Annotated in this window: 26 protein-coding genes and 2 riboswitches; all 26 genes read right to left on the bottom strand. The window is 26.7% G+C overall.

Annotated elements, in window-relative coordinates:
• Positions 1 to 62 precede the first annotated feature (62 nt).
• A riboswitch (Lysine riboswitch) is annotated at positions 63 to 233 on the bottom strand.
• A 54-nt stretch (positions 234 to 287) separates the two neighbouring features.
• Positions 288 to 626, bottom strand: a complete 339-nt coding sequence (locus O212_RS0109815) for a hypothetical protein (protein WP_024614937.1) — start codon at positions 624 to 626, stop codon at positions 288 to 290.
• Between the two features lie 24 nt (positions 627 to 650).
• Entirely contained in the window at positions 651 to 1,133 is a 483-nt protein-coding gene (locus O212_RS0109810) for an NAD(P)H-dependent oxidoreductase (RefSeq protein WP_024614936.1), read from the bottom strand.
• Between the two features lie 83 nt (positions 1,134 to 1,216).
• Entirely contained in the window at positions 1,217 to 1,666 is a 450-nt protein-coding gene (locus O212_RS0109805; RefSeq protein ID WP_242829570.1) for a hypothetical protein, read from the bottom strand.
• Positions 1,667 to 1,829: 163 nt separating this feature from the next.
• Entirely contained in the window at positions 1,830 to 2,066 is a 237-nt protein-coding gene (locus tag O212_RS0109800) for a TIGR04540 family protein (RefSeq protein ID WP_024614934.1), read from the bottom strand.
• 74 nt (positions 2,067 to 2,140) lie between these two features.
• The gene (locus O212_RS0109795; RefSeq protein ID WP_024614933.1) at positions 2,141 to 2,479 is read right to left on the bottom strand and encodes a hypothetical protein; all 339 of its coding nucleotides are present in this window, start codon (positions 2,477 to 2,479) and stop codon (positions 2,141 to 2,143) included.
• Positions 2,480 to 2,595: 116 nt separating this feature from the next.
• Positions 2,596 to 2,973, bottom strand: a complete 378-nt coding sequence (locus O212_RS0109790; protein WP_024614932.1) for a hypothetical protein — start codon at positions 2,971 to 2,973, stop codon at positions 2,596 to 2,598.
• Positions 2,973 to 4,952, bottom strand: a complete 1,980-nt coding sequence (locus O212_RS0109785; RefSeq protein ID WP_024614931.1) for an oligopeptide transporter, OPT family — start codon at positions 4,950 to 4,952, stop codon at positions 2,973 to 2,975. The genes O212_RS0109790 and O212_RS0109785 overlap by 1 nt, the downstream gene beginning before the upstream one ends.
• A gap of 84 nt (positions 4,953 to 5,036) precedes the next feature.
• A complete protein-coding gene (locus tag O212_RS0109780) occupies positions 5,037 to 6,488 on the bottom strand; it encodes an aminoacyl-histidine dipeptidase (protein WP_024614930.1) in 1,452 nt (483 codons plus the stop codon).
• Positions 6,489 to 6,670: 182 nt separating this feature from the next.
• Positions 6,671 to 8,176, bottom strand: coding sequence for a cobyric acid synthase (locus tag O212_RS0109775; RefSeq protein ID WP_024614929.1), 1,506 nt, complete (start codon positions 8,174 to 8,176; stop codon positions 6,671 to 6,673).
• 12 nt (positions 8,177 to 8,188) lie between these two features.
• The gene (locus O212_RS0109770; protein ID WP_024614928.1) at positions 8,189 to 9,322 is read right to left on the bottom strand and encodes a hypothetical protein; all 1,134 of its coding nucleotides are present in this window, start codon (positions 9,320 to 9,322) and stop codon (positions 8,189 to 8,191) included.
• Positions 9,312 to 10,391, bottom strand: coding sequence for a threonine-phosphate decarboxylase CobD (gene cobD / locus O212_RS0109765; protein WP_024614927.1), 1,080 nt, complete (start codon positions 10,389 to 10,391; stop codon positions 9,312 to 9,314). The genes O212_RS0109770 and cobD overlap by 11 nt, the downstream gene beginning before the upstream one ends.
• Positions 10,388 to 11,335 carry an adenosylcobinamide-phosphate synthase CbiB gene (gene cbiB / locus O212_RS0109760; protein WP_024614926.1) on the bottom strand — a complete coding sequence of 316 codons (948 nt, stop codon included), beginning with the start codon at positions 11,333 to 11,335 and terminating at the stop codon, positions 10,388 to 10,390. Before cbiB ends, cobD begins: the two co-directional genes overlap by 4 nt.
• 10 nt (positions 11,336 to 11,345) lie before the next feature.
• Positions 11,346 to 12,116: a cobalt-precorrin-6A reductase gene (locus O212_RS0109755; RefSeq protein WP_024614925.1), complete on the bottom strand. Its 771-nt coding sequence runs from the start codon at positions 12,114 to 12,116 to the stop codon at positions 11,346 to 11,348.
• Positions 12,116 to 12,841: a precorrin-3B C(17)-methyltransferase gene (gene cobJ, locus O212_RS0109750; RefSeq protein ID WP_024614924.1), complete on the bottom strand. Its 726-nt coding sequence runs from the start codon at positions 12,839 to 12,841 to the stop codon at positions 12,116 to 12,118. Before cobJ ends, O212_RS0109755 begins: the two co-directional genes overlap by 1 nt.
• Positions 12,842 to 12,844: 3 nt before the next feature.
• Positions 12,845 to 13,828, bottom strand: a complete 984-nt coding sequence (gene cbiG / locus O212_RS0109745; RefSeq protein ID WP_024614923.1) for a cobalt-precorrin 5A hydrolase — start codon at positions 13,826 to 13,828, stop codon at positions 12,845 to 12,847.
• A 3-nt stretch (positions 13,829 to 13,831) separates the two neighbouring features.
• Positions 13,832 to 14,578, bottom strand: a complete 747-nt coding sequence (cobM, locus tag O212_RS0109740) for a precorrin-4 C(11)-methyltransferase (RefSeq protein ID WP_024614922.1) — start codon at positions 14,576 to 14,578, stop codon at positions 13,832 to 13,834.
• A gap of 13 nt (positions 14,579 to 14,591) precedes the next feature.
• Positions 14,592 to 15,257, bottom strand: a complete 666-nt coding sequence (locus tag O212_RS0109735; protein WP_024614921.1) for a cobalt-factor II C(20)-methyltransferase — start codon at positions 15,255 to 15,257, stop codon at positions 14,592 to 14,594.
• Positions 15,250 to 15,834 carry a precorrin-6Y C5,15-methyltransferase (decarboxylating) subunit CbiT gene (cbiT, locus tag O212_RS0109730; RefSeq protein ID WP_024614920.1) on the bottom strand — a complete coding sequence of 195 codons (585 nt, stop codon included), beginning with the start codon at positions 15,832 to 15,834 and terminating at the stop codon, positions 15,250 to 15,252. The genes O212_RS0109735 and cbiT overlap by 8 nt, the downstream gene beginning before the upstream one ends.
• 16 nt (positions 15,835 to 15,850) lie before the next feature.
• Complete coding sequence (gene cbiE, locus O212_RS0109725; protein ID WP_024614919.1) at positions 15,851 to 16,453, bottom strand: precorrin-6y C5,15-methyltransferase (decarboxylating) subunit CbiE; 603 nt, start codon at positions 16,451 to 16,453, stop codon at positions 15,851 to 15,853.
• A gap of 13 nt (positions 16,454 to 16,466) precedes the next feature.
• The gene (cbiD, locus tag O212_RS0109720) at positions 16,467 to 17,549 is read right to left on the bottom strand and encodes a cobalt-precorrin-5B (C(1))-methyltransferase CbiD (protein WP_024614918.1); all 1,083 of its coding nucleotides are present in this window, start codon (positions 17,547 to 17,549) and stop codon (positions 16,467 to 16,469) included.
• A gap of 6 nt (positions 17,550 to 17,555) precedes the next feature.
• The gene (locus O212_RS0109715) at positions 17,556 to 18,182 is read right to left on the bottom strand and encodes a precorrin-8X methylmutase (protein WP_024614917.1); all 627 of its coding nucleotides are present in this window, start codon (positions 18,180 to 18,182) and stop codon (positions 17,556 to 17,558) included.
• A gap of 29 nt (positions 18,183 to 18,211) precedes the next feature.
• Positions 18,212 to 19,516, bottom strand: coding sequence for a cobyrinate a,c-diamide synthase (locus O212_RS0109710; protein ID WP_024614916.1), 1,305 nt, complete (start codon positions 19,514 to 19,516; stop codon positions 18,212 to 18,214).
• Between the two features lie 18 nt (positions 19,517 to 19,534).
• Positions 19,535 to 20,362: a sirohydrochlorin cobaltochelatase gene (locus O212_RS0109705; protein WP_024614915.1), complete on the bottom strand. Its 828-nt coding sequence runs from the start codon at positions 20,360 to 20,362 to the stop codon at positions 19,535 to 19,537.
• Positions 20,363 to 20,519: 157 nt separating this feature from the next.
• Positions 20,520 to 20,702, bottom strand: a riboswitch (cobalamin riboswitch).
• Positions 20,703 to 20,771: 69 nt separating this feature from the next.
• Entirely contained in the window at positions 20,772 to 21,818 is a 1,047-nt protein-coding gene (locus tag O212_RS0109700) for an aldose epimerase family protein (protein WP_024614914.1), read from the bottom strand.
• A 318-nt stretch (positions 21,819 to 22,136) separates the two neighbouring features.
• Positions 22,137 to 24,026, bottom strand: a complete 1,890-nt coding sequence (gene tdc, locus O212_RS0109695; protein ID WP_024614913.1) for a tyrosine decarboxylase — start codon at positions 24,024 to 24,026, stop codon at positions 22,137 to 22,139.
• A complete protein-coding gene (tyrP, locus tag O212_RS0109690) occupies positions 24,010 to 25,449 on the bottom strand; it encodes a tyrosine-tyramine antiporter (RefSeq protein ID WP_024614912.1) in 1,440 nt (479 codons plus the stop codon). Before tyrP ends, tdc begins: the two co-directional genes overlap by 17 nt.
• Positions 25,450 to 25,556 lie beyond the last annotated feature (107 nt).

The following is a 25,556-nucleotide window of genomic DNA, read 5'->3' as shown; positions in this document are numbered from 1 at the left end:
TATAGTAAAATAAAAAAGCTCAGAGAAGTAGTCTAATCTCTGAGCCTGAATAAAATCCAAAACACAAAGATAGCCCTCCACAAACTTGTGACAGTTTTGTACATATTTTATACAAACCCAACATATAACTTTAAAGCTTCCATTATACATTTCGGCAATAATACCTTTCCTAAAAAATCATCCTGCTTATCTCATTCAAAGTACTAATTATTATTGCGACCTCTATCTTACTTATTTTTATATTTTTCGACTATGTAATTGTAGACAAATTTTTATAAAATGTCAAATTATTTTATGCTATTCTTAATGTCATTAAAGGTACTTTTATTAATATTTATACTATTTATGTCAATATTATTTGGATTAGTAGTTAGTTTATATTCTCTTATCCAAAAATTATCATCTACATTAATTCCTTCTTTAACTGGTTCACTTGGATTTTCATCATATACCTCTTCAATATTATTATCTTTTGTTAATATTACTAAACGTCTACATGCCTCTTCTGAATCATCAAATATATTATAAAATGCATTATAATTATTAAAAGATCTTACTGATGTAACTATTTTAATATTTAATCCAAGTTCTTTTGCTGCGTCTTTTAAACTAATAGTGTCATTCATTTAAAATTCTCCTTCTTTTATAAATTAAAATAATTCTTTCACTTTTTTAGCTATTCTTTCACCAAATATCATAGGTGTTTCTATATCATTATCATTAACTCCATTTACACTAACATACCCTAAATGTATAAAAGGTTTTCCAAGGGCAGCTCCTCCTGAATATAAAAGCATTCCCTTTACTATTAAATGATTCATTAGCGTTAAAATAGCAGTGTCTGCTCCACCCCATATGTAATCAGCCGTTGCATACATAGCTCCTATTTTGCCTTCAAAATTAATGTGATGTGAGTTATCTAACCAATTTTTTAAATTTGAAGTTGTATTTGCTAAATAAGTTGGTGTACCAAATATTATTCCTTTACTTTCATTTAAAAAATCTATATCAATATTATTGATATTCATACATTTTACTTGAATCCCCTCTACTTTTTCAGCACCTAGCTTTATATTTTCTCCAACTGTTTTAGTATGCCCACTTTTAGAATCATATAATATAGAAATTTTCATAAATACTCCTCCTAAACTTATCTTTTGTTTTATATAAAATTAGGTGTAAGTTAAAACTTACACCTAATTTTATAATCTTTTAATTAAAGTTCCTCTGTTACTTCAACAAGTTCAATTTCTTCTTCATTTTCTTCTTTTTCCTTTGAAGATATAAATGAACTTAAATCATTATATGTACTTTTAGCAAACTCTAAAAATAAATCTTCATCGATTTCCTTAAATTCTCTACTGTTAACTACAACTAAATCTCTCATTAAAAGATTCACATCTATTCTACCAACAACCTTAGCAAGATTTGCTGAAGTTATAGCATTTAATACTCCCTCACATTCATTTCTATTATTTATAATAGCATTATTTGATTTTGGTAAGCTTTCTTTATAATCTAATGTAACACATTCATAAAATTCACCATACTCATCATATACCTCTAAAGCTATATTATTAGTATCTAAATATCTTTCCATTACACAAGTTAAATTTAAACCATCCCAATGTATCTTTTTATTAAATACTTTTATAGTTTCCATCATTTCTACCTTCTTCCAAATATACTTTTATTAAGTGCATATAAATACTATCATATGTCTAACCATAAAAGAAGTTAGATTACTCACTTAAAATAAATTACCTATTACATTATACATTAAAATATCCGTTTTTTGAAATATTTACTTTAATTCTTAAATAAATATATTAATTTTGTTCATTATTAACTATTTTATCTAATATACCTTTTCTATCATCGCCTAAAAAATTAGCTAACTTTGATGGCATATGACCATCTTTATAAACAGCATTTTTATTTGCTTCTACTATTCTTAATACTTTTTCTGTTAATTTTTCATAAGTAATTAGATCTTCTAAATATTGATCTACTAAATCTTTCAAACAAGTTGCTAATTCTTTTGGATTTCTATAAACTGCTCTCATAATTTACTCCTTCGTATTAATAATTTTCTTAAATATATAATACCATATTTTATTATTATTTCAATCTTACCTTTTCACTCCCTTATCTTTATAAAATGATTAGGATTTAAAATATCCATTTCATAAAGAGTTCCATCAACAGTAACATAAAAAAAGCCTAATGATGATGTATGCATATACATTATAGCTCTAGGATTAAATCCATAAGCCTTTTTACCATTTATAAAGGTATCATCAATATAATCAATAAATATTTCTTCTTTTATATTGTTATTTAATTTTATATATTCATACACAATATTTTTTGCCTCTTCTTTTGATATTTTACTTTTTGAATTATTAAATACACCTATGGAACATCCCAAGATACTTAATATAAATAAACTAATTATTAAAAGTTTTACTTTTCTCATACCAACTCCTTAAATCCTTAATTATTTATAATTATGAATACTTTTCCCCTTAAATGCTATTTATAATCTTCTTATAAAAAAGAGCAATTAAAAATTTAATTGCTCTCTTTAACTATTTATACTTTTTTAACTTCTTTAAAATCTATCCAACCTTTTTTCGCAATATACCTCATATATGGTACAACTCTATATATAGAATCATCTATACTTTCATTGCATTCTTTAGCCATAATTTTTGCTATATCATAAATTGATTTTTCACCATCTATAAGTAGCCATGCTTTTGTGCAAAGTTCATCAAATGTAACATCACATGCCGGTGATGTTTTATAAAGCCATCCAACAAACTTTTTTACTGGATCTTTAACTTTAAAATAAATTACAACTTTATTATCTACAATCTTCCAATTATTATGTTTTATTTCTGGGACATATAAAAGAAAATTGTATTCATCTTTTTTATGAGAATTATCCTTTTTTGATTTATTAATCATTACTTTCTTTCCTTATTTTTATTTGCATTTGCTATCTTAAAATCTTTACCACCTTTTACTGATGAATTATAAAACCAGAAAGCTAGTATTAAAAACATAACAAGAGGCAACCAATTACTTTGTGTTATACTTGGTATTATATTAGCACCAAAGCCTATATTTATTCCAAAAGTTGTAAACATAGCTACTATTATTCCCATAATAGCTCCTCCTGCAACAAGACCTGATGCAGTTAAAACCCCTTTCTCAACGGCTTCTCCCTTAGCATCTTTATCTTCTTCTTTATTAAATCTCTTTTCAACTAGTACTCTTATAAGTCCACCAAAAAATACTGTTGCATTTAATGTTATTGGAAGATAAACTCCAAGTGCAACTGGTAATATAGGAATTCCAGCCATTTCACAGAATATTGCTATAAATGCTCCAATAATTACTAATATCCATGGTATTTGTCCAGTTATTATACCATCAGCTAACATTTTCATAAGTGTTGCTTGTGGTGCTGGTGCATTTATTGAACCTAATCCATATGCTTTATTTAACATAAATATTGTACATGCAACAATAACACCTGAACACATAACAGCAACCCACATCCATATGTGGTTTTCTTTTGGAGTACCACCTATAACAAATGTTGTTTTTAAACCTTGTGATGCGGCTCCTGCAATACCAATTGCAGCTGCAACTATTGAAGTTACAATTAATGATTTTTCTATACCAACTTGTCCAGAAAGTCCTGTCAATTTAAATATTATTGCAATAAATAATAGTGATGCAATAGCCATACCTGAAACTGGGTTATTAGATTCTCCAATTATACCAACCATTCTTGCTGAAACTACAGCAAAAAAGAATGCAAATAATATAGCTAGTAATCCACCAATTATTCCTGCTTTAAACATAGGTAAAAGCCATGTAGCAAAGAAACCTAGTAATGCAGCTCCTATAAGCCATACTATTGGAGTTTCTTTATCTGTTCTTTTAGTAACTTTATCAGCATGCTTTTCTTCTTTTACAGCACCTGTGATAGCTTGTTTAAAACTAGTCATAATAGTAGGAAGTGATTTTGCAAGTGATATGAATCCTCCCATAGCAACGGCACCAGCACCTATATATTTAATATAGTTTGACCATATTTCCATAGCTGACATCTGTGATATAAGATGTGTTGATGGAAATATAGCGCTAGTAAGTCCATTACCAAAAAACTTTATTAACGGAATAAGTGCAAACCATGCAACAAGTGATCCTCCAAACATTAATAGACCAACCCTTATTCCAACAATAAAACCTACACCTAAAACTGGTGCTAAAGTATCCATACCAATCATTGTTCCTTGATAACTTTTAAATGTATAAGTAGTTTGACTACCCCATAATTTAAATCCATCTGAAAAAAGATTGTAAATTCCTCCAAGACCAATACCTGTTAAAACTGTTTTAAATGAATTACCACCTTGGCTAGCTGTAACTAAAACTTCAGCCGCTGCCATACCTTCTGGATAAATCAAATTACCATGTTCTTCAACTATTAAGTATCTTCTAAGTGGTGTTATAAAGAAAATACCCATAGTACCACCTATAGCTATAATAAGTATTATTGTAACTAGACTAACATTAAATCCTGCTAATATAAGTGAAGGAAGTACAAATACTGCACATCCAGCGGCAGCTTCTCCCATTCCTGATAGAGAACAAGCAAGATTTGCTTCTAATATATTATTTCTTTTAAATGCACCTCTAAGTATACCTACTGATAATATAGCTCCAGGTATAGCAGATGCAATTGTCATACCAACCTTTAATCCTAGGTAAGCATTAGCTGCTGCAAATACACAAGCAATAATTATACCTGCTATTATTGAATACCCTGTGGTTTCTGGCATAACATCAGATGTAGGTACAAATGGTACATAATCTTCTCCTTTACATCCACCATACGCTGTAGGTGACAGTTTTTTTCTTTCACTTTCCATATGTTTACCTCTCCTTTAAGTCAAAAGCTTTAAGAGGTCATTATTTTAAAAAATAATGTCCTCTTAATACTTTTTAAAATTTACTTAATTTATTTCTTTTAAAAGCTCAACTAAAAATTTATACATTCTTTCAGCTGATGATATGCTTAAATGTTCTGTAGGAGTGTGAGCATTAAATATATTAGGTCCAAAACTTATCATATCAGTATTTTTCATAGTTTCTTTAAATAATCCACACTCAAGTCCTGCATGAATTGCTGAAATTTCTGGCTCTTTATTAAACATTTCTTCATACACTTTTACGCAAAGTTCTCTTACTTTTGAACTTGGATCATATTCCCATTCTGGATACTCAGTAAGTTTTTCCATTGAAGCTCCTGTTCTTTTAGCCATTACAGTTAAAATATTGAATATTTCATATTTCAAACTTTTAAGTGAACTTCTTATAGAAGTAGTTATAGAAATAGAACCATTTACAGTTTCTATAACTGCTACATTTAAACTAGTTTGAACTAACCCCTTTATATCTTCACTCATATTTTGAACTCCATTTGGAGACATAACTAAAAAGTCTATTAAATTAGAAGTTGTATCTAAAGTAAATTGCTTATTTATATTTTCATTACAATCACTAACTTCAACATTTAATCCTTTATCCGCTACTCTATATTCAGATTTAAAATCATTTGTCATATTTTCTACTATTTTTTTTACTTTATCTATATCTTCTGCATTGCTTAAAGTAATTAAAACTTCTGATTGGCGTGGAATAGCATTGTGCTTTGATCCTCCATTTATACTTACTAAATTAAATGGAACTTCTTCTCTTAATGCAAATAATAATCTTCCAATTAATTTATTAGCATTTGCTCTTTGTTTAATTATTTCTAGCCCTGAGTGACCACCAAGTAATCCATTAACTTCTAATTTAATGCACTTTCCGTAAGCTTCTTCTAACTTATCTTCAAAAGTAACTTTAGTATTTATTCCTCCAGCACAAGCTGTTAAAAATATTCCTTCTTCTTCTGAGTCAATATTTAATAATATTTTTCCTTTTAAAACACTAGTGTCTAGTGCCACTGCACCATCCATACCAACTTCTTCAGCTGTAGTAAATACTGCTTCTATTGGAGGATGTGAAATATCATCTGAATCTAATATAGCAAGTGTATATGCAACTGCTATTCCATCATCAGCACCTAAAGTAGTATCATTTGCATATAAAAAATCTCCTTCTATTTTTAATTCTAAAGGATCTTTTTCAAAATCATGTTTGCTATTAGGTCCCTTTTCACAAACCATATCCATATGTCCTTGGATTATTACAGGTGTTTTATTTTCATAACCTTTGCTTCCAGGTTTTCTTATAATTACATTTAAAGCATCATCTTGTATAACTTCAAGATTTCTTTTTTTTGCAAAATCAACTAAATAATCACTTATTTGTTGCTCCTTGTATGAACCATGAGGAATTTTAGTTAATTCTTCAAAAAATTTAAATACTTTTTTAGGCTCTAAATTTTCACATACTGACATAATAATCGCTCCTTCTTAATGTCAAATTTAAGTAAATTCATTTTACTTCTTAACAAAAATTGTAGACATTTTCAAGTTAAGAATCAATAGATTACAAATAAAATTGATATAAATTATATATTAGTAATAGTTTTTTCACAAAATAAAGAGTACTATACATATAGTACTCTTTATTTAATAAACTAATTATTTTTTATTATATTTTCTATCTTTTTTACATCTATATTTTCTTCTAAAATTTTAGCTATTTTATCATATTCTTTACTTTTATATTCTTTATATGATTCTTTATTTTTTAAATCAACACCTTGTATATTATGATTATCGCATATGAATTTTATAAGATTTTTATTAAAATTATCTGAATCAAAAATACCATGAAGGTAAGTTCCTATTACTGTTCCATTTTCATTTATTGATCCAACAATTCTATTCTCATCTCCATATACAAATGGAATTGCATCTTTATTATATTCATTAAATCCGTTATGAATTTCATATCCATTTACATTTAAATCATTAAAATATTTATTAATAGGATTATTATTATTTATTTTTCCATTAGTTTGAATAGTTACTTTTTCACTACTAAACTTAGTTTTAAAATTTAATAACTTAAATCCCTCTTCAGATATTGAATTACCTTCAACCCCAATATCATCTCGAATTTCTTCCCCAAGCATTTGATATCCACCACATACACCAAATAAAATAGTTCCATTTTTATTTAAATCTTTTAATTTATTAAAAAAACCTTTTTCTTTAATAAACTTTAAATCTTCTATACTATTTTTACTTCCAGGAATAATTACCATATGAGGAGTTTTTAAATCTAAAATATTATCTATGTATCTTAAATTAACATAATCTATTCTTTCTAAATTGTTAAAATCAGTAAAATTAGACATATGTGGAAGCTTTAAAACAGCTATATCAATTTTATAATTTTCTCCGTAACTATTACTAGTTCTATCTGTTACGCCATCTTCATCCTCAATATTTAATTTAACATATGGCATAACTCCAAGAACTGGTATATTTATTATTTTCTCAAGTTGTTCCATAGCTTCTTTAAAGAAATCTACTCTACCTCTAAATTTATTTATAATTACACCTTTAACTCTTTTTCTATCTTCTTCATCTAAAAGCATAAGTGTTCCAACTACAGATGCAAAAACTCCACCTCTATCAATATCTGCAACTAATATTACAGGAACATCTGCCATTCTTGCCATTTCCATATTGGCTATATCTGTATCTTTTAAATTTATTTCTGCACAACTTCCTGAACCTTCAAGTACCATTAAATCATAATTGTTTTTTATTTTATTATATGTACTTAGCACTTCTTTTTTTAACTCTTTATTTATTTCTTTATACTTATAAGCATCCATTATAAATTTAACTTTTCCGTTTACTATTACTTGAGTTTTACCTCCATTTGGTTTTAAAAGTAATGGATTCATAAAACTTTGTGGTTCAATATTACATGCTTCAGCTTGCACAACTTGGGCTCTTCCCATTTCATCACCTGACTTTGTAACAAATGAATTTAAAGATATATTCATAGCTTTAAATGGGCAAACTTTTAAATTTTTATTTGTAAAATATCTACATACTGCAGTTGCTAAAGTACTCTTTCCAACTGATGAAGCTGTTCCAAGAAACATTATCCCTTTAGTTTTCATTTTATCATTCCTTTATTTAAATATATTTATAAGTGAATTTTTATGTATATAATCATTTATTTTATTAGATGATAATATAAGATAGAAAGTATCTCCCTTTTCATGCTTTCCAGTTATTGAATTAGTTATATGATCTCCTGTTATAATTATAGAATAATTGTTATAATTTAACTTTATATAGTTTATAAAAGGATTTACAAATTCATCGAAACACTTATTTATAAAACTAACCTTTCCATCTAAATTACATGTATGAGCTAGTTCATCACATCCATTAATATGAGTAAATAAAAAATCTTTATCTTTTATAGCTTCTTTTGATTTAATTAATTTTTCATCTAAAGAAGTATCAAAGTTACCAGTAGCTTTTTCTAAATTAACTGAATCTAACCCTAACGCTAATCCCATTCCTTTTATTAAATCTATTCCAGCTACAACATATCCATCCAAAGAATACTTTTCATTTAAAGTGTTTATATTAGCCTTTTTAGATAATCCCCATGGAAATAACATAAGTCCATCATAACCTTTACTTTTGAAATATTTTTTTGATAATTCAATCATTAAATATATTTTATTAAATATTTCATTTTTAAATTTGCATTTCGGTAGTATATTACTTATCTCTTTTCCTACATTTTCATGTGGTTTATAAAACTTTATATTTTGTATATTTTCATATTTTTCATTTATAAATAATAAATTTCTATAATGACTACAATTAACAAGTTTTAAATAATCTTTTAAATCTTCTCTTTTAATTACATCATTTATAAAGCCATTTATTAATTCTTCTTCAAGATTTTTATTTAATCCGCCAGTAAAATCATGTAACTTATTTTTATATACTTTAATTAAATTACATCTAAGAACTGATTCATTATCACTTATGTTATATCCTTTTGATATCGCTTCAAAATATGCTCTTTCATATATTTTTTCTTCATTGAGCTTATATCCTAATATATTAAATATACAACTTAAACTATCAACATCATATCCTTCTATTGAATTATCTATATATCCTTTTTTGTAAAATGGTGAAATTTCTATTATTTTATTAAAATTATTATTTATTGTATTTTTAATAATAGAATTTTCTTCATAATATCCATCTAATATAATAAGTATTTTTTTACTTTCCATGTAAAACCCTATTTAATATTTCTAATATTTTTTCATTTTCTTCTCTTGTTCTAACTGCTATTCTGTAAAAACTACTATTTAAACCATTATAGTTACTGCAACTTCTAATTATTATTCCGTACTTTAACATTTCTTTTTTTAAATCAATATTTTTATTTATGTTAAAAAATATAAAATTTACAGAAGGATTGTATACATTTAATCCTTTTATATCGCATAAATTTTTATATAAAAATTCTCTTTCTTTTTCTACATATTCAATAGTTTCTTTTATGTATACCTCATCTTGTAAGCCACTTATTGCAGCTTCTGAAGCTAAAGTATTAACATTCCACGCCATAGTTACATTATCTAACTTTTTAAGCAACTTTTCATTTTCTGTAATTCCAAAACCTATTCTTAGACCTGGTATTGCATAAAATTTTGTTATTGATTTTATTATTACTAAGTTATTATATTTACTTAATAATTCCTTAACTGAATATTTGTAATTTTCTTTAACAAAGTCCATAAATGATTCATCAATAACAACATATATGTTATTTTCATATGCCTTTTTTATTATTTCTTCTAAATATATTTTTTCTATTAAAACTCCTGTTGGATTATTTGGATTACATATAAATAGTAAATCTATATTAGAAGTTAATCTTTTAAGTATTTCATTATCTATTCTAAATTTATTTTCTTCTTTTAAAAAATAGTATTCTATATTAGAATCAATACTCTTTACAGCTTCCTCATATTCTGAAAAACTTGGTGCTAAAAGAAGAGTATTTTTAGGATTTATAGCTCTAACTACATTAAATATACATTCAGCCGCTCCATTACCTAAAAATAAATTTTCACTATTTATATTTTCAAAATTACTTATTTCTTTTTTAAGATTATAATAAGTTATATCAGGATAATTAATTATTAAATCTACACTATTCATTATAGTTTTTTTAACATTTTCACTTAATCCTAAAGGATTTATATTCGCTGAAAAATCTATAATGTTTTTTCTATCTATGCATAAGTTTCTACAAACCTCATCTATATTACCGCCATGGGTAAATTTTTTCATAAAACCACCTCAATAAACTTACTTATAATACAAGCTAATATGATACCTAAAAAAGAACTTAAATATAATATTTTATTTACTAAGTAAACTTTATTTAAAGTTATTTTTTCTGTATCATCTCCTATTTTAGGTTTATAAACTATTTTCCCAAAATAATAATTTGGTCCACCAAGCATTATATTTAAAGCTCCTGCCACTGCAGCTTCTGGATGAGCACTATTTGGGCTTGTATGATTACTTTTATCTCTCTTATATATGAAAAAAGCTTTTTTATAATCTAATCCAAGTAAAAATGAAGATATTATAATTAAATAAGCTGTAAGTCTTGCTGGTATATAATTAAATACATCATCAAGTTTTGCAGGAAAATATCCAAAATCCTTATATTTTTCATTTTTATATCCAAACATAGAATCCATTGTATTTACTGCTTTATATACAAAAATTAAAGGTGCTCCTCCAATTCCCGCAAAAATTATAGGTGCAATAACTCCATCTGACATGTTTTCTGCTACTGTTTCAATAACAGCTCTTATTATTGAAGTTTCATCTAAATTTTCAGTATCTCTTCCAACTATATAAGATAATCTTTTTCTTGCACCTTTTATATCATCTTTCTTTAAATATTCTATTACTTTTAGCCCTTCATCTTTAAGTGCTTTTGTTGCTATACAAAAATATATTGCTAAAGCTTCATATATAAAAGCTAGGTATACATTTATACTGCTTAATAATTTTATTATTATTACGTTAATTAAAAAAGTTATTAATATAACAACAATCCATGTTATAAATCCAGCTAACTTTAAACTATTTTTAAATATTTTTCTAAATATATTTTCAGTAAATCTTGCTAAAGATCCTAAAAATCTAATTGGATGATAAGGATTTTGTGGATCCCCTATTATTAAATCTAATATATATCCAAAAATTATTTTAAACATATTAAAACTCCTAAACTATACTATATTTATCTATTAAATAATCTACTAGTTCTTTTTCATCTGAAAATGTTATTCCATATTCCATATTAGGCTTATCTATAACTATAATATCTATATTTTCATCAATACAAGCTTTAAGCTTTTCAATAGTTCCTCCAGCTTTTCCACTATCTTTTGTTATTATTGCCTTTGCAGAATATTGATTTATAAAGGCTCTATTAAGCTCATAAGATATAGGTCCTTTTATAGCTATAATATCTTCTACATCAACTCCAATATTTAAAATATTTTGAAGTATTTTTGCATTTGGGAGTATTCTATGTATTATTCTATTTTTTATATTAAGATTATAAATAGTTTCTATATTTCTACTTCCTGTTGTATTTAAAATATTTCCATCAATATGTTTAACAGAATCTTTTAATTTATCATAACCACTTATATAAGAAATCTTCTTATAATTTGATTCCTTTAAAACACCAAGTCTTTCATATCTTATGTAATCTATATTGCACTCTTTAGCACTCTCTATAGCATTATTACTAACTTCTTTAGCATAAGGATGACTTGCATCAACTAGTACTTTTATATTGAACTTATTTATTAAATCAACTAAGCCATCTCTATCAAGTGGCTTAGTATTTAAATATTTAAATTTATATTCCTTAAGTAATTCGCCACCATATTCTGTGGCAGTTGAAACTATAACTTCATCAGTAAATCTATTAATATATCTTAAAATATTTTTACCTTCTGACGTTCCAAGTATAAAACCTATCATTATTTATCACCTATTTTATATCCTCTTGGAGTTATAAATTTTCCATCCTTTATATAACTTTTTGAATTTCCAACTATAACAATACTCATCATATCTACTATTTCTACATCAAATTTATCTAACGTAGTTATAGTATAACTCATATCATCTCTTAAAGCATTTCTAACTACAGCAATTGGAGTATCACCATTTCTATAATGTCTAATTATATCTAAGCATTCTTTTAAATACTCTGGTCTTCCCTTACTCTTTGGATTGTATAAAGATATTATAAAATCTCCTTCAGCTGCAAGTTTTACTCTCTTTTTAATATCTTCATATGGAGTCATTAAATCACTTAAACTAATATTACAATTATCATGCATAAGAGGTGCCCCTATAACAGAACCTGCCGCACTTGATGCTGTAAGCCCTGGAATTATTTCAATATTTTCATCTTCTCTAAGTTCTAATATAAGACCTGCCATTCCATATATTCCTGAATCTCCAGTGCTTATTAAGGCTACATTTTTATCTTTTGAAAGTTCTAAAGCTTTTTTACATCTTTCAACTTCACCTCTCATACCAGTTTTAAATACTTCTTTACCGTCAACTAATTCAGAAACCATGTCTATATATTTAGTATATCCAACTATTATATCTGAATTTAATATAGTTTCTTTAGCCTTTAAAGTCATATGTTCTAATCCACCTGGACCAATTCCTATTACATATAATTTTCCCATTTTTTATTCTCCTTTACTAATTATCTCACCTATTGCTAGAGTCATTCCATTAAATTTTATTTTCTTAACCGTAACATAACTATTCATTAAATAAATTACTGGCTCGCAAACTCCATAAACACCTAAAGTTTTAAATACAAACTCACTTTTTTCATAATCACAATTTACACTGTTTATACTATCTCTATCAAAGGTTAAAAAATCGCAATTTAACCTTTTAGAAAGCTCTATAATTGCAGTTTCTTCTTTTTTTACATCTACAGAACCTATTTTACATACAGACCTATAATCATATCCATTGCTATTTAAAGTATCTAATACGAACTTCTCTAAATTTTTAGGATCTGTGTCTTTTCTACAACCAATTCCTAAAACTACATCACGTCTTATAAGTTTTAGAACATTTTCTTTATTATAATTTTCATTTTTATTAGTAATTAAAATAGTGTTACTATCTACATTTTCAGAATCAATATATCCTTTTTCATTCTTTATAATATTTTTTTCATCATTTATAAAGACTTCCTTATTATTTACAAGTAAAGATGCTATATTTTTGCATATTTTTAAATCATCAATAATAAATCCATTTTCTTTTGCAATAATATCCGGAGCTTTTATATTCATTCCATCAGTTGCCGTTGTAATAACTGGAGTATTTTTTAATATATTAGATACTTTTAAAGTTAATTCATTTGCTCCACCTAGATGCCCACTTAATAAACTTATTGTAAAATTATTATTTACATCAACAACTACTACAGCAGGATCCTTAGTTTTTCCTTTTAAAAGATTTGCAATCATTCTTATAGCAATTCCTGTTGAACTTATAAAAATAATTCCATCAAACTTTTCAAAGTACTTTGAAACTACACTTTTAATATCTAAATCTTCCTTGGATTTTAAAAACACTTCAGAATTAAAGTTATTTTTTAATTTATCCGCTAAAATATCTCCTTTTTTAGTTACACTAATAATTCCGATCATAATTTATTCCTTTGCATCTCTAAACATATGTGTAAATGACTTGTCATATAGTTTACTTTTTTCATAATCACAATCTATAAAATCACCAACTAAAATTTGAGCACATTTTGTAATTCCACAAGCTTTAACTTTTTCACTTATATCGTCAAGTGTTCCAAGGATTACTCTTTCATCTTCCCAAGTTGCTCTTTCTACAACTGCAATATTTACATTTCTTCCATAACCTTTTCTTAACTTTTCCACTACTTTATCTATCATTGATATAGATAAGAATATTGCCATTGAAGCTCCTACACTTGCAAGTTTTTCTAAATCTTCTCCTTCTGGAACTGGAGTTCTTCCTTCTACCCTAGTAAGTATTACTGTTTGAGTTACACTTGGAAGAGTAAACTCCTTTTTTATTGCTGATGCTGCTGCTGTAAATGAACTTACTCCTGGAACAACTTTATATTCTATATTAAGTTTATCTAAATCATCCATTTGTTCCTTTATAGCACCATATATAGCTGGATCACCTGTATGTAATCTTACGATAACTTTATCCTTATTTTCTTTCATAACTTCTATAACTTCATCTAAAGTCATCTTTGCTGAATTATATATTTTAGCTGAATCCTTACAGAACTTTAAATGCTCCTTTGATACTAAAGACCCTGCATATATAACTACATCAGCACTTTGTAAAATATCTCTTCCTTTAACTGTAATTAAATCAACATCTCCTGGACCTGCTCCTATAAAATAAACCATAAATTATTCCTCCTTAATCTCTACTTGCTATAATTAATGACATATATTCTCTTGAATTTATAATATCATCTCTATTTTCTAAAACTTTTTCTCCATCTCTACCAACTCTTTGAACACAAACATATTCAAAGCCTTTTTCTTCTAATAAGTTTAAAACTTCTTCTTCTTTTCTATATAATTTCATTATTACAACATACTTTTCATCTTTAATATCTGAAACTCTTGCTGCTGGAAGTACTAGTAATGGCTCATTTCCTATTACTAATGTTCTATTTACAAGACTTGCTGCTGCACAAAATGATGTTACTCCAGGTATAGTTACAACTTCTATTCCACTTTCCTTCATATGTTTAAGCATATGTATATATGTACTATAAACATAAGGATCTCCTATAGTTAAAAAACCTACAGTTTTTCCTCCATTTATTTCATTTTCAATATAATTATAAGCATCTTTTGCTTTTGAAACTCTATCTTTTTTTCCCATTGGAAAATGTTTAAGTATAACTTCAGTGTTCTCATTTATATATTCTTTTGCTGTTTCATAAGCTACACTTTCTCCCCCGATTTCAGCTACTGGTGAAACAATTATGTCACATTTTTTTATTGCATTTACTGCCTTTATAGTTAAAAGTTCTGAATCTCCTGGTCCTACACCTATTCCATATAATTTAGCCATTTATGTCTTCCTTTCTACACTCTACTATGAATATTGGATTATTTGCTATAAGCATTAAACTTTTTCCCTTTGATTTACTTACTTGTAGCATTGTAACATCCACTTTATAATTTAAACTTTCTATAACTTTAATTGCATCATAAACATTTTTCAATGTTATAAAGTTCATAACAAGTTTTCCAGAAGGTTTAATTAGTTCATTAGATAATTTTAATATTTCTTCTAAATCTCCACCACTACCTCCTACAAATATAGAATCAAACTTTATTTTTTCTCTTAGAAGATTGTTTAAATGTTCTACTGCATCTCCTTCTAAAAACTTTACATTATTACAATTAAACTTGTAGAAATTTTTCTTGCTTATATCTATAGCATCTTCATCTTTCTCAATTGAATATACAGTTCCATTTATGCAAAGCTTTGAACACTGAACTGTAATTGACCCTGTTCCACTTCCTATATCTAACACATTAGAATCTTCTTTAATTTCTAGCTTACAAATAGAATTTATTCTTATATCCTCTTTTGTCATAGGACAATTTCCTCTTATAAATTCTTCATCTTTTATAAATTTCATTTAATCACTATCCTCTTTAAATAATCTCTACAATTAATACAGATAATCTATCATAATCTCTATTTTTCAACTCATTAGGTTTACCTATAGTAATTTTTTCATCTTCATATGATAAGTTTTCTCCAATATAAACTTTAGCACAAATATTATTTTCACTTAATATATTACATAGTTTCTTTGGAGTATTTACATTATCAGTTAACCAAATACTTATTTTGTTTTCTAATACTTTTTTTAAAAACTCATCATTTCTTCCATGTAAACTTCCAAGGTACGCTTTACTCCACATTATAGAAACTTTACTTGCAAAATATTGAAAAGAACTAATTCCAGGTATAATCTCTATATTTTCTTCTATATTCTTCTTTATATAATCAGTTATTCCATAAAACAAAGGATCTCCTGATGCTATAACTGATATTTTTTTATTTTTATTTTGGTCTATTTTACTTATAATTTCTTTAATTGAGCTTACACATATAAAGTCTTTTTCTAAAAACTCTACAGACTTTAAAGCCCTAGAAAAACCTATAATTATATCACTTGCTTCTAATGTATCAATAGCTTTCTTCAATATATAATCTTTACTTCCAGGACCTATTCCAACTATATAAACCATAACATCTTCTCCTTTATATAGAACTCCATAAAACTTTAGGATTTAATGGATCATAATACATAACAGCTTCACACTTCATTTCATTATAAGTATAAATTTCCATTCTATTTTTTATTTTTTCTACTATATTTTTATATAAATCATTATATCCTTCGCCTAAAATTTTTACTGCACCTTCTGATGTTTTTTGCTCTAAAACTTCTTTTACAAAATTTATATCATATCCTAACAAAGCAAGTTCTAATCCTATAACTTCTAATCTTACATCACTTACTCTACTATGAGTATTAAAACATCCATAAGCTATTTTGCTAATTTTTCCTATATGTCCTACTAAAATAACTTCTTTTATATTTAAATTCCTACAACAGTCAAGTGCATATCCTACAAAGTTAGATATTATAACTATTTCACTTTCTTTATATCCAAGTTCTTTGCAAAGTCTTTCTCCCATATTTCCAAAAGTTAATATAAGTCTTTCATTCTTTACCGCTTTTTGATTTATTTCTAGCTTTATAGATGCTTTTAATGCATCTTCAGACATTGGATATACTATTCCTGTTGTTCCTAGTATAGATATACCTCCAACTATTCCAAGTCTTGGATTAAAAGTTTTTTTAGAAACTTCTTCTCCCTTTGGTACAAATATAGTAATTTCTACACCACTATCCTCTGGCATAACTTTCATTACTTCTTTCTTTATACATTCTCTTGGAACTTTATTTATTGCAGGTTCTCCTTTTGGTGTAAAAAGTCCATCTAAAGTAACTTTTCCTACTCCTTGTCCGCCTTTTAACTTATAACCACTTTCAATAATTTTAGCTCTTGCCCAAATATCCAATCCACTTGTTACATCTATATCATCTCCACCATCTTTTATAATGGAACATTCAACATAATCAGTACCAAACTTAATATCATTTATTTCTAAGTTTAGTTTTATTCCCTTTGGAGTATCTATTTCTATATTTGAAATTTCTTTTCTATTAAAAAGCATATATGTAGCTGCCTTTGCAGCAGCTGCTGCACAAGAACCTGTTGTATATCCACATCTTAATTTTTTACCATCTGGTCCTTCAATATATAAATCAAGCATAATAAATTACTCTCTTTCATAAAGCATATACATGATAGCATTAATTATTGCTGTTGCAACTGTACTTCCACCTTTTCTTCCATTTACTCTTATAAACGGTATATTTAAATCTTCAAGTCCAACCTTACTTTCAGCTGCTCCAACAAAACCAACAGGAACTGCAATTATAAGTTTAGGATTAGCTTTTCCTTCTTCTATAAGTTCTCTTAATTTAAAAAGTGCTGTAGGCGCATTACCAAATACAAATATATCAACATTTTCTGCTGATGCTTTAAAGACTCCAGCCATAGATCTAGTTATTCCTTTTTCTTTTGCCTCTTTATGAACTTCTTCTAAATTAACATAACAAATAGCTTCTGAATTTAAACTATTTAAAGCTCTTTTATTTATTCCAGATAAAATCATATTAGTATCTGTATAAAGTTTTGCTCCTTTTTTAAAAGCATCTATTCCAGCTTCTATTGCTCCATCACTTATTTCTAATAAATTTTTATATTCAAAATCAGCTGTTGTATGAATAACTCTCTTTACTATAAGAAGTTCTTCATCCGAAAAGTTATTTTCTCCAATTTCTTCTCCTATAATTTCAAAACTTCTTTTTTCAATTCCCATAGGATTTTTTATATAACTCATTAAATTTACCTTCTTTCAAACTAATATCTTTAGTAATTTTTATATCCTATAACTTCTTTTAAAAATTCAATATTCCCTAAAAAATTCACATGTGGATATCCTGCTATAGTATTATTTTTTTCATATCCACATGTCCAATCAATTTTTTTACCTAAAAAATTTTCTTTTGTAACTTTATAAACTTTATTTTCATTTAAATTAACTTTAGATTTATGAAATTCATGACAATTTATAGTTAAATCTTTTCTATCTTTTAATACAAGAGTTGCATATCCAAATCTTTGTAATTTTTCTGTCATTTCACTATTTCCATTAAAAAATCCAACCATATCATATCCATCGATACTTTCAGTTAAATACATAAGACCACCACATTCAGCAAAACATCTAAGTCCATTTTCTAATTCCTTTTTAATACTATTTCTCATAGTCTTATTTTTAGATAATTTTTCTTTAAATATTTCAGGATATCCTCCACCTAAATATAAAAAATCTAAATTTTTTGGTAATTCCTCATCATGTAATGGACTAAAATATACTAAATTTCCGATTTTCTTTAATATTTCTATATTTTCTTCATAATAAAAACTAAATGCTTCATCTAAAGCAATACCAATATTTATATTTTTATACTCTATATTTAAACTTTCATTTTTACATTCAATACTTTTAAATTCATGTAATAATCCATCTATGTCAATATTTTTTTCTATAATACTACTGCAATAATCTATTTTTTCTTTTAAATTATTAACTTCAACACTTTGAACTAATCCAAGATGTCTACTCTTTAACGATAATTTTTCATCTTTTTCTATATATCCAAATACTTTTATATTACAGTTTTTCTCAATAGCTGCTTTTAAAAGCATATAATAACTTTTACTTATAGAATTTAATACAACTCCAACTACATTTGCTCCCTTAAAATTAATTATTCCATTAATTTCTGCACAAAGAGTAACGCTTTGTGCACCTGGAGTAATAACTAAAAGTATTGGCATATCATTAAGAACTTTCGATACATGATAAGTTGAAGAAAAAGTATCTATTCCCTTACCATCATAAAGTCCCATTACCCCTTCTATTATTCCTAAGTCTCCACTACCCTTTGAATATGTATATTGAAGCTTTTCTTCTCCCATCAAAAATAAATCTAAATTTCTTGATGGCTTTCCTGTAATAAAGTTATGAAAAGCTCCATCTATATAATCTGGTCCAACCTTATATCCTTGAACATCAAATCCTTTTTTAATTAATAAATTCATAAGACCTAATGTAAAAGTTGTTTTTCCTCCACCACTTTTGTTTGAAGAAATAATTAAAGATTTCATGCTTTAATCTCCTTATTCTTAAAGTTTTTTAGTTTCTCCAATACCTTTAAAAGTATCTTCTATTGCATCTTTAACATGTTTTATATATATGTCTCTAAAAGTTTTTTCTTCTCCTAAACCCTTCATGTGTATACTAACTTCTATTCCTTTGCTTTCTAATATACTCTTCCATGAATCCTCTTCATCTGATGCCATATCATTTTTAACATGATCTCCAGCAACAACCATAAGAGGTGCAAGTTTTACCTTCTTTATATTATTTTTCTCTAATCTATTTATAACAGTATCTATTGTTGGATATCCTTCTACAGTTCCAACAAAGGCTCTCTCATAACCTTCATCATAAAGCATTGATTGAAGAGCTCCATATACAGCATTTGAATAATGCATACTTCCATGTCCAAATAAAACTACTGCCTCATCATCTTCTGAATCCAAAATATGTTTTATACTATTTATAAATATAGAATAATCATTAGGTGCTTCTTCTTCTCCTTGATAGAAGAATATTGGTCTTCCAAATTTTAAAACTTTAAAATCATCTTTAAAATTTAATACATTTCCTTTTACATAATCATATTCTTCTCCTGGTATTATATGAAGTGGTTGAACTATAACTTCTTCATAACCTAGTTCTTTTAACTTTTTAAGTACAAATTCAGGTTTATCAACTTCTATGTTATGTACTCTTTTTAATTTATTAATTATCATATGAGAAGTAAATGCCCTAAATATATCGTATTCATTAAAATTTTCTTTTATTTCTTTTTCAATCTTTTCAATAGAACATTCTAATGCATCTAAATAACTCGTTCCAAAACTAACTACTAAAATTGCTTTTTTCATTTTACACCTCTAAATTTATTTCTTTAAACAAAAAGCACCTTTACCCTCAAAGGATAAAAGTGCTAATAAATTGCAACATATTAAGTAAGAAATTTAAATATTAAACTAATTTACCTTAAACATTACTAAATATCACCTATATTCCTTCCCTCCGAAGAATAGATAATTATTTATAGGCAGGTTTCCTGACTTAAGGGTCATCCTCATTTAATCCTTCCCGAAAAATTCAGTGGCATATATTAAACTTGTCTCCTATTCACAGTAGCGGGGGCTGTAATGGTATCTCACCATTTTCCCTTTTAAAATGTTTTTTACATTCACCTATAAAATAAATATTTACTTTTGTCGTTCATTAATTATATATTAATTTTTAATAATATTCAACTTTCTTTACTATTTGTTTGTAAAATTATTCTTTTATATAAAACTTATATATAGTTTGTTTTTTATATTCCTTATTTTTAGAAATTATAGAATCTTCTATAAAGCAATTATTCCTTCCAATTGGTGGACTTTGTGTTTCAATAGCTATTGCACTTTGTTTATTTGCACATTTACCATTTTCAACTAATTTATCATCTGGAAAGTTAAGTGAGTATAATACTAAAGCTTTTTGATTAGTATATATGTCCATACATCTTCCTGAAGCTTCATCCCAAAGCCTTGCTTTAACATTATCTCCTTCATGAAGCATCCAAGGATGATCATAACCAGACCCTATAGTTAGTTGATAATTATTTTTTTCTATATCTCTTCCTATAGTTTTTGGTATTATAAAATCAAATGGAGAGTAACTTAAATCTATTAAATTTCCTGTTGGAACTTGAGTTTCATCTAATTCTATTAAATAATCACTATCCACATATAAATAATGTTCTAATATACTACTTTTTTCATATCCTGATAAATTAAAATAACTATGATTAGTTAAATTTAAAAGTGTATCTTTATCAGATATTCCATTATAATCGATTTTTAATGAACAATCTTCTGTAATAGTATATCTTACTTTAACTTTTAAATTACCTGGATAGCCTTCTTCATTATCTTTACTTATAAATGAAAATTCTATATAACTTTCTTTTTTACCTACACTTGTTTTGACATCCATAATTTTTTTATCAAAACCCTTGTCCCCTCCATGACCTTGATGCAGTCCATAGTTTTTATTAAAACTTAATTCCTTTTCATTTAATAATACTTTTCCATCGCAAACTCTTCCAGAAGTTCTTCCAATTAATGCTCCAAAGTAAGACGGATTATTTTTATAATCATTAATATCATTATACTTCATAACAACATTTTCTAATTTACCATTTTTATCTTTTACCATAATATCTGTTATTATTGCACCATAATTAAGTGCCGTTACAGAAAACCCACTAGAATTAGTTATAGTATAACTTTTAATTTCATCTGAATTAAATTTTGCAATTTTCTTTTCATCTATTCTCATTTTTCACCCTCACAAAATAAATTTTATATTAAATCCCATATATATTTATTAGTTTTCAAAAATAAATAGTACTATTTTAAATTTAATAATAAAGTTCCCAAAAAAGCTTTATAATTTTTAGTAAAATTTTACTATACCCCTCCTTAAACAATTATACTATTTTAAAAATAAAATATGTCTTAATCATAATAAATAAGCTATAGAAAATGTTTTCATAACTATAATTTAATTTTAGTAAAATATTATATAAGTGTCAATTATATATATAATAAAAAACTTCTTAAAGAATTTTTTTATTCTTCAAGAAGTTTTTAAAATTTATTTCACTAATATTTTTTCTAATTTTTCAACTATCGCTTTATCCATTTTTTCCATATAATCATTAAATACTTTTTCACAATTTAAAAATGGAGATAGAACGCAAGCTCTTAATACAGTAACTTTTTGTACTCTTTCCCATTCCTCTCTTGGTATACCACATCTTTCTATGAATTCTACTGGTGAATTACTATAATCACTCTTCGTAAAATCTGTATGAGATGTTATAAAGTCATTTACATATAATTCTTCTTTTACATATGAAGCTTCTTCATAAAAATCATGATTTAAATCATTCATAATTTTCAAATCTTTATTTCCTCTTATATTAAATGAAAAATTGACCATATTAAAATCTGGTTTAACTAAAGGATAAACATCAACTATCTTATCTAAAACTTTATATGATTTTTGCATTTTAAATTTATTATAAAGTTTATAAGCCCCTTCATTACCTGCTCCAATAAGCTTTCCATATCCAGTTATATTAAGCGGCATAACTTTATGTGCTGTCCATACAGCAGCCGCTGTAGCACCAGCCTTTGACCCCTCTAACATAAATGCTCCTAAAAGTGATGGTATATCAGCACCTTTTTCAAAAACATATGTTGCAAAATACGAAATAGCATCTCTCATTCTCTTATCTTTAACTATGATTCCACCTGCTGAATATGGAATATATCCCATTTTGTGTGGGTCTATTGTTATAGTATCAGCATCTTTCATTGCCTTAAATGCTCTATATACATCAGTTGTTGGCCATTCTGTATTAGAATCCTTTATTGCTTTATGCTCTAACATTTTATTTTTTAATTCATCTTCGCTTATAAATGAATAATTCTCATCTAAGAAAATTGACCTTGCATATCCACCATAAGCTGCATCTACATGAATATAAAAATTTACTCCTTTTTTTGAAAATTCGTCTCTAAGTTCTACGATTTTATCAATATGATCTATTGCACCTTCTTCTGTAGAACCTACAACGCCTACAACTCCAAGTATAGGAACTTTCTTTTCTGTATATTTTTCAATTGTTTTATTTAATTCCTCTATATCCATTCTATATTTATTATCAACTTTTACTGGAACTACAGCCTCAACACCAAGTCCTAATATATCTCCAGCTTTAAGCCATGAATAATGCTTAGTTTCTGGAATAAGCCACTTTCCAAGTTTATGTATTTTTTCTCCTACACCTCTTGCGGAATGTTCTTTTATTTGATCTAATTTATCTCCTGATTTATCCATTAAATCTAAAATTTCTGTAACACTAAAATTTAAAAGTTCCCATTCTGATTTTTCACTAACTAATTCAGGTGATATTTCTTTTATAGCAAGAGGAATTGACTTTAAGTTTCTTGCATACCAAAGGCCTTCATAATTTGCAATTGATCCATCTGCACATATGTGTCCCCAACCATTTTCATTATAGTTTACTAACTTACAAAAATCTTCGCCAACATCTTCTTCCATTTGTGATGTAGCTGGTGATGATTCATATGCTACATTATTTCCGTTATATAGCATAGCAGCAAAATATCCTAGTAACGCTGGCATTAAAGTTTCAGAGTTCATATGGCCTAAAAATCTTGGTGAATGCCATGGAACTGAACCCGACCTTAACTTAGATGATAATTCTATAAATACTTCTTCTAACCTTTCTTTACTTATTACAAAGCTTTCTTTATGTTCATCTGCTACTTTTATTATAGTACTATCTTCTGGATGATAATTTTTTCTCCACTCTGCATGTTCTCTAAACAATTTTAATAAACTTTCTTCAAAAAAATCTTCATTTTCTGATTTAGGTCCTAAAAACATAGCTTTTAAATTAACATCTTCACCATTACCTAAAGTTTTAGTTCCAAAATTATTCTCTTGTTTCATTTTTCAAAACATCCTCCTTGTCTATTTTCTTCCAAGAATCCTTCTTAAATTTATATATAATTAATGGTGCTATAAAGCATACTAGTGTACCTATTGCTTGAAAGGATACATACATATTTTTATTTCCTGCCGGTATTGAACTTGGTGGTATGAAGCTTACACCTATTGTAATAATTACTCCAATAAATGCCAGAATACAAGTTATCCACATACCAATTTTTCCACCTGGAATTGTAAATGCTCTATGTACATCTGGTCTTTTATATTTAAGTACTATTTCCGCTATTATTATAAATATATAAACTATACTATAAAGAATAGTCGTTAATATAAGCACCATAAAAAAACTATTGTTAACATCTGGTACTACTACATATACAATAGCAACTAAAGATATTACTATAGCTTGAATTAAAACAAATGTTATAGGAACATCTCTTTTAGTTCTTTTTTGAAATATCTTAGGTAAATTACCAGCCTCAGCAACTTTTATCATAGCTTTTGAAGGTCCAAGTACCCATGCACTTAATTGAGCTAAAACTCCAATTGCAATCATTCCTGAAATAACATTAGTAAGCCAAGGAACTCCTAATTCATTAAAATATATTTCAAATGGTTGAGTTATATTTGATAATTGTATTTTATTAGGAGGTATTGTATTTGCTTCTGTAAGCCCTGCAATTAAATTAAATATTACTAATAATCCCATTGATAAAAATACTGATATTGGATAATTTCTCTTTGGATTTTCTATTTCATTTGCATGAACAGATGCAATTTCAAGGCCTGAAAATATAAATATTATTCCAGCAAAAAATGATAATTTATCAAAAGATCCTAAACTTGGTATTGCAGTATTAACATTTAAGGGTCCTAAATTAACATTTCCATGTTTAAAAGCCCACCATAAACCAAGTCCTACTAAAACTACAAATGGTATATATATACCTACAACAGCTCCAATACTTCCAACCACTTTACCCATATCAAATCTAAAGTTTAATAAAGTAACTGCCCAATAAGAAATTAAAATTACAATAAATATAAAATTATTATTTTGTGAAAGACTAGGCATACCAATTGCATAAGCTAACATAACTCCAACTGTTGATGCTACCATAACCATTCCAAAAAATAATTGAACCCATAAAAGCCAAGCTGTCACAAATCCCCACTTTTCTCCAATAGCTTCAGTTACCCAAACTTGTGATCCACCTTCTTCTGTCCATCCTGTTGCAAGTTCTGCAGCAATAAGTGATATAGGAATAGCAAAAATTATAGCAGCTCCTATTAAAAAAAATATTTGTTGCCATCCAACTATAGCTAAAGTTGGCACACTTCTTATACTTCCATAGAAAGCTATACTTATTCCTACTAATTGAAACAAAGTAAGTTTTTTATTTCTATGTTCTAAATCATTCATTTTTTACATCCTCCTTTAAGTAGATAATTTTATTATTTGTCTAAATTTATTATTTAATCCAAGTAATGATTTCCTATAATCTTATTTAATCTAAACAAAAAAGCATA

The organism is Clostridium sp. Ade.TY (assembly GCF_000498355.1).
Taxonomy (GTDB): domain Bacteria; phylum Bacillota; class Clostridia; order Clostridiales; family Clostridiaceae; genus Clostridium.
The sequence above is the reverse complement of the archived record's forward strand: the minus strand, read 5'-3'. Positions and strand labels throughout refer to the sequence as shown.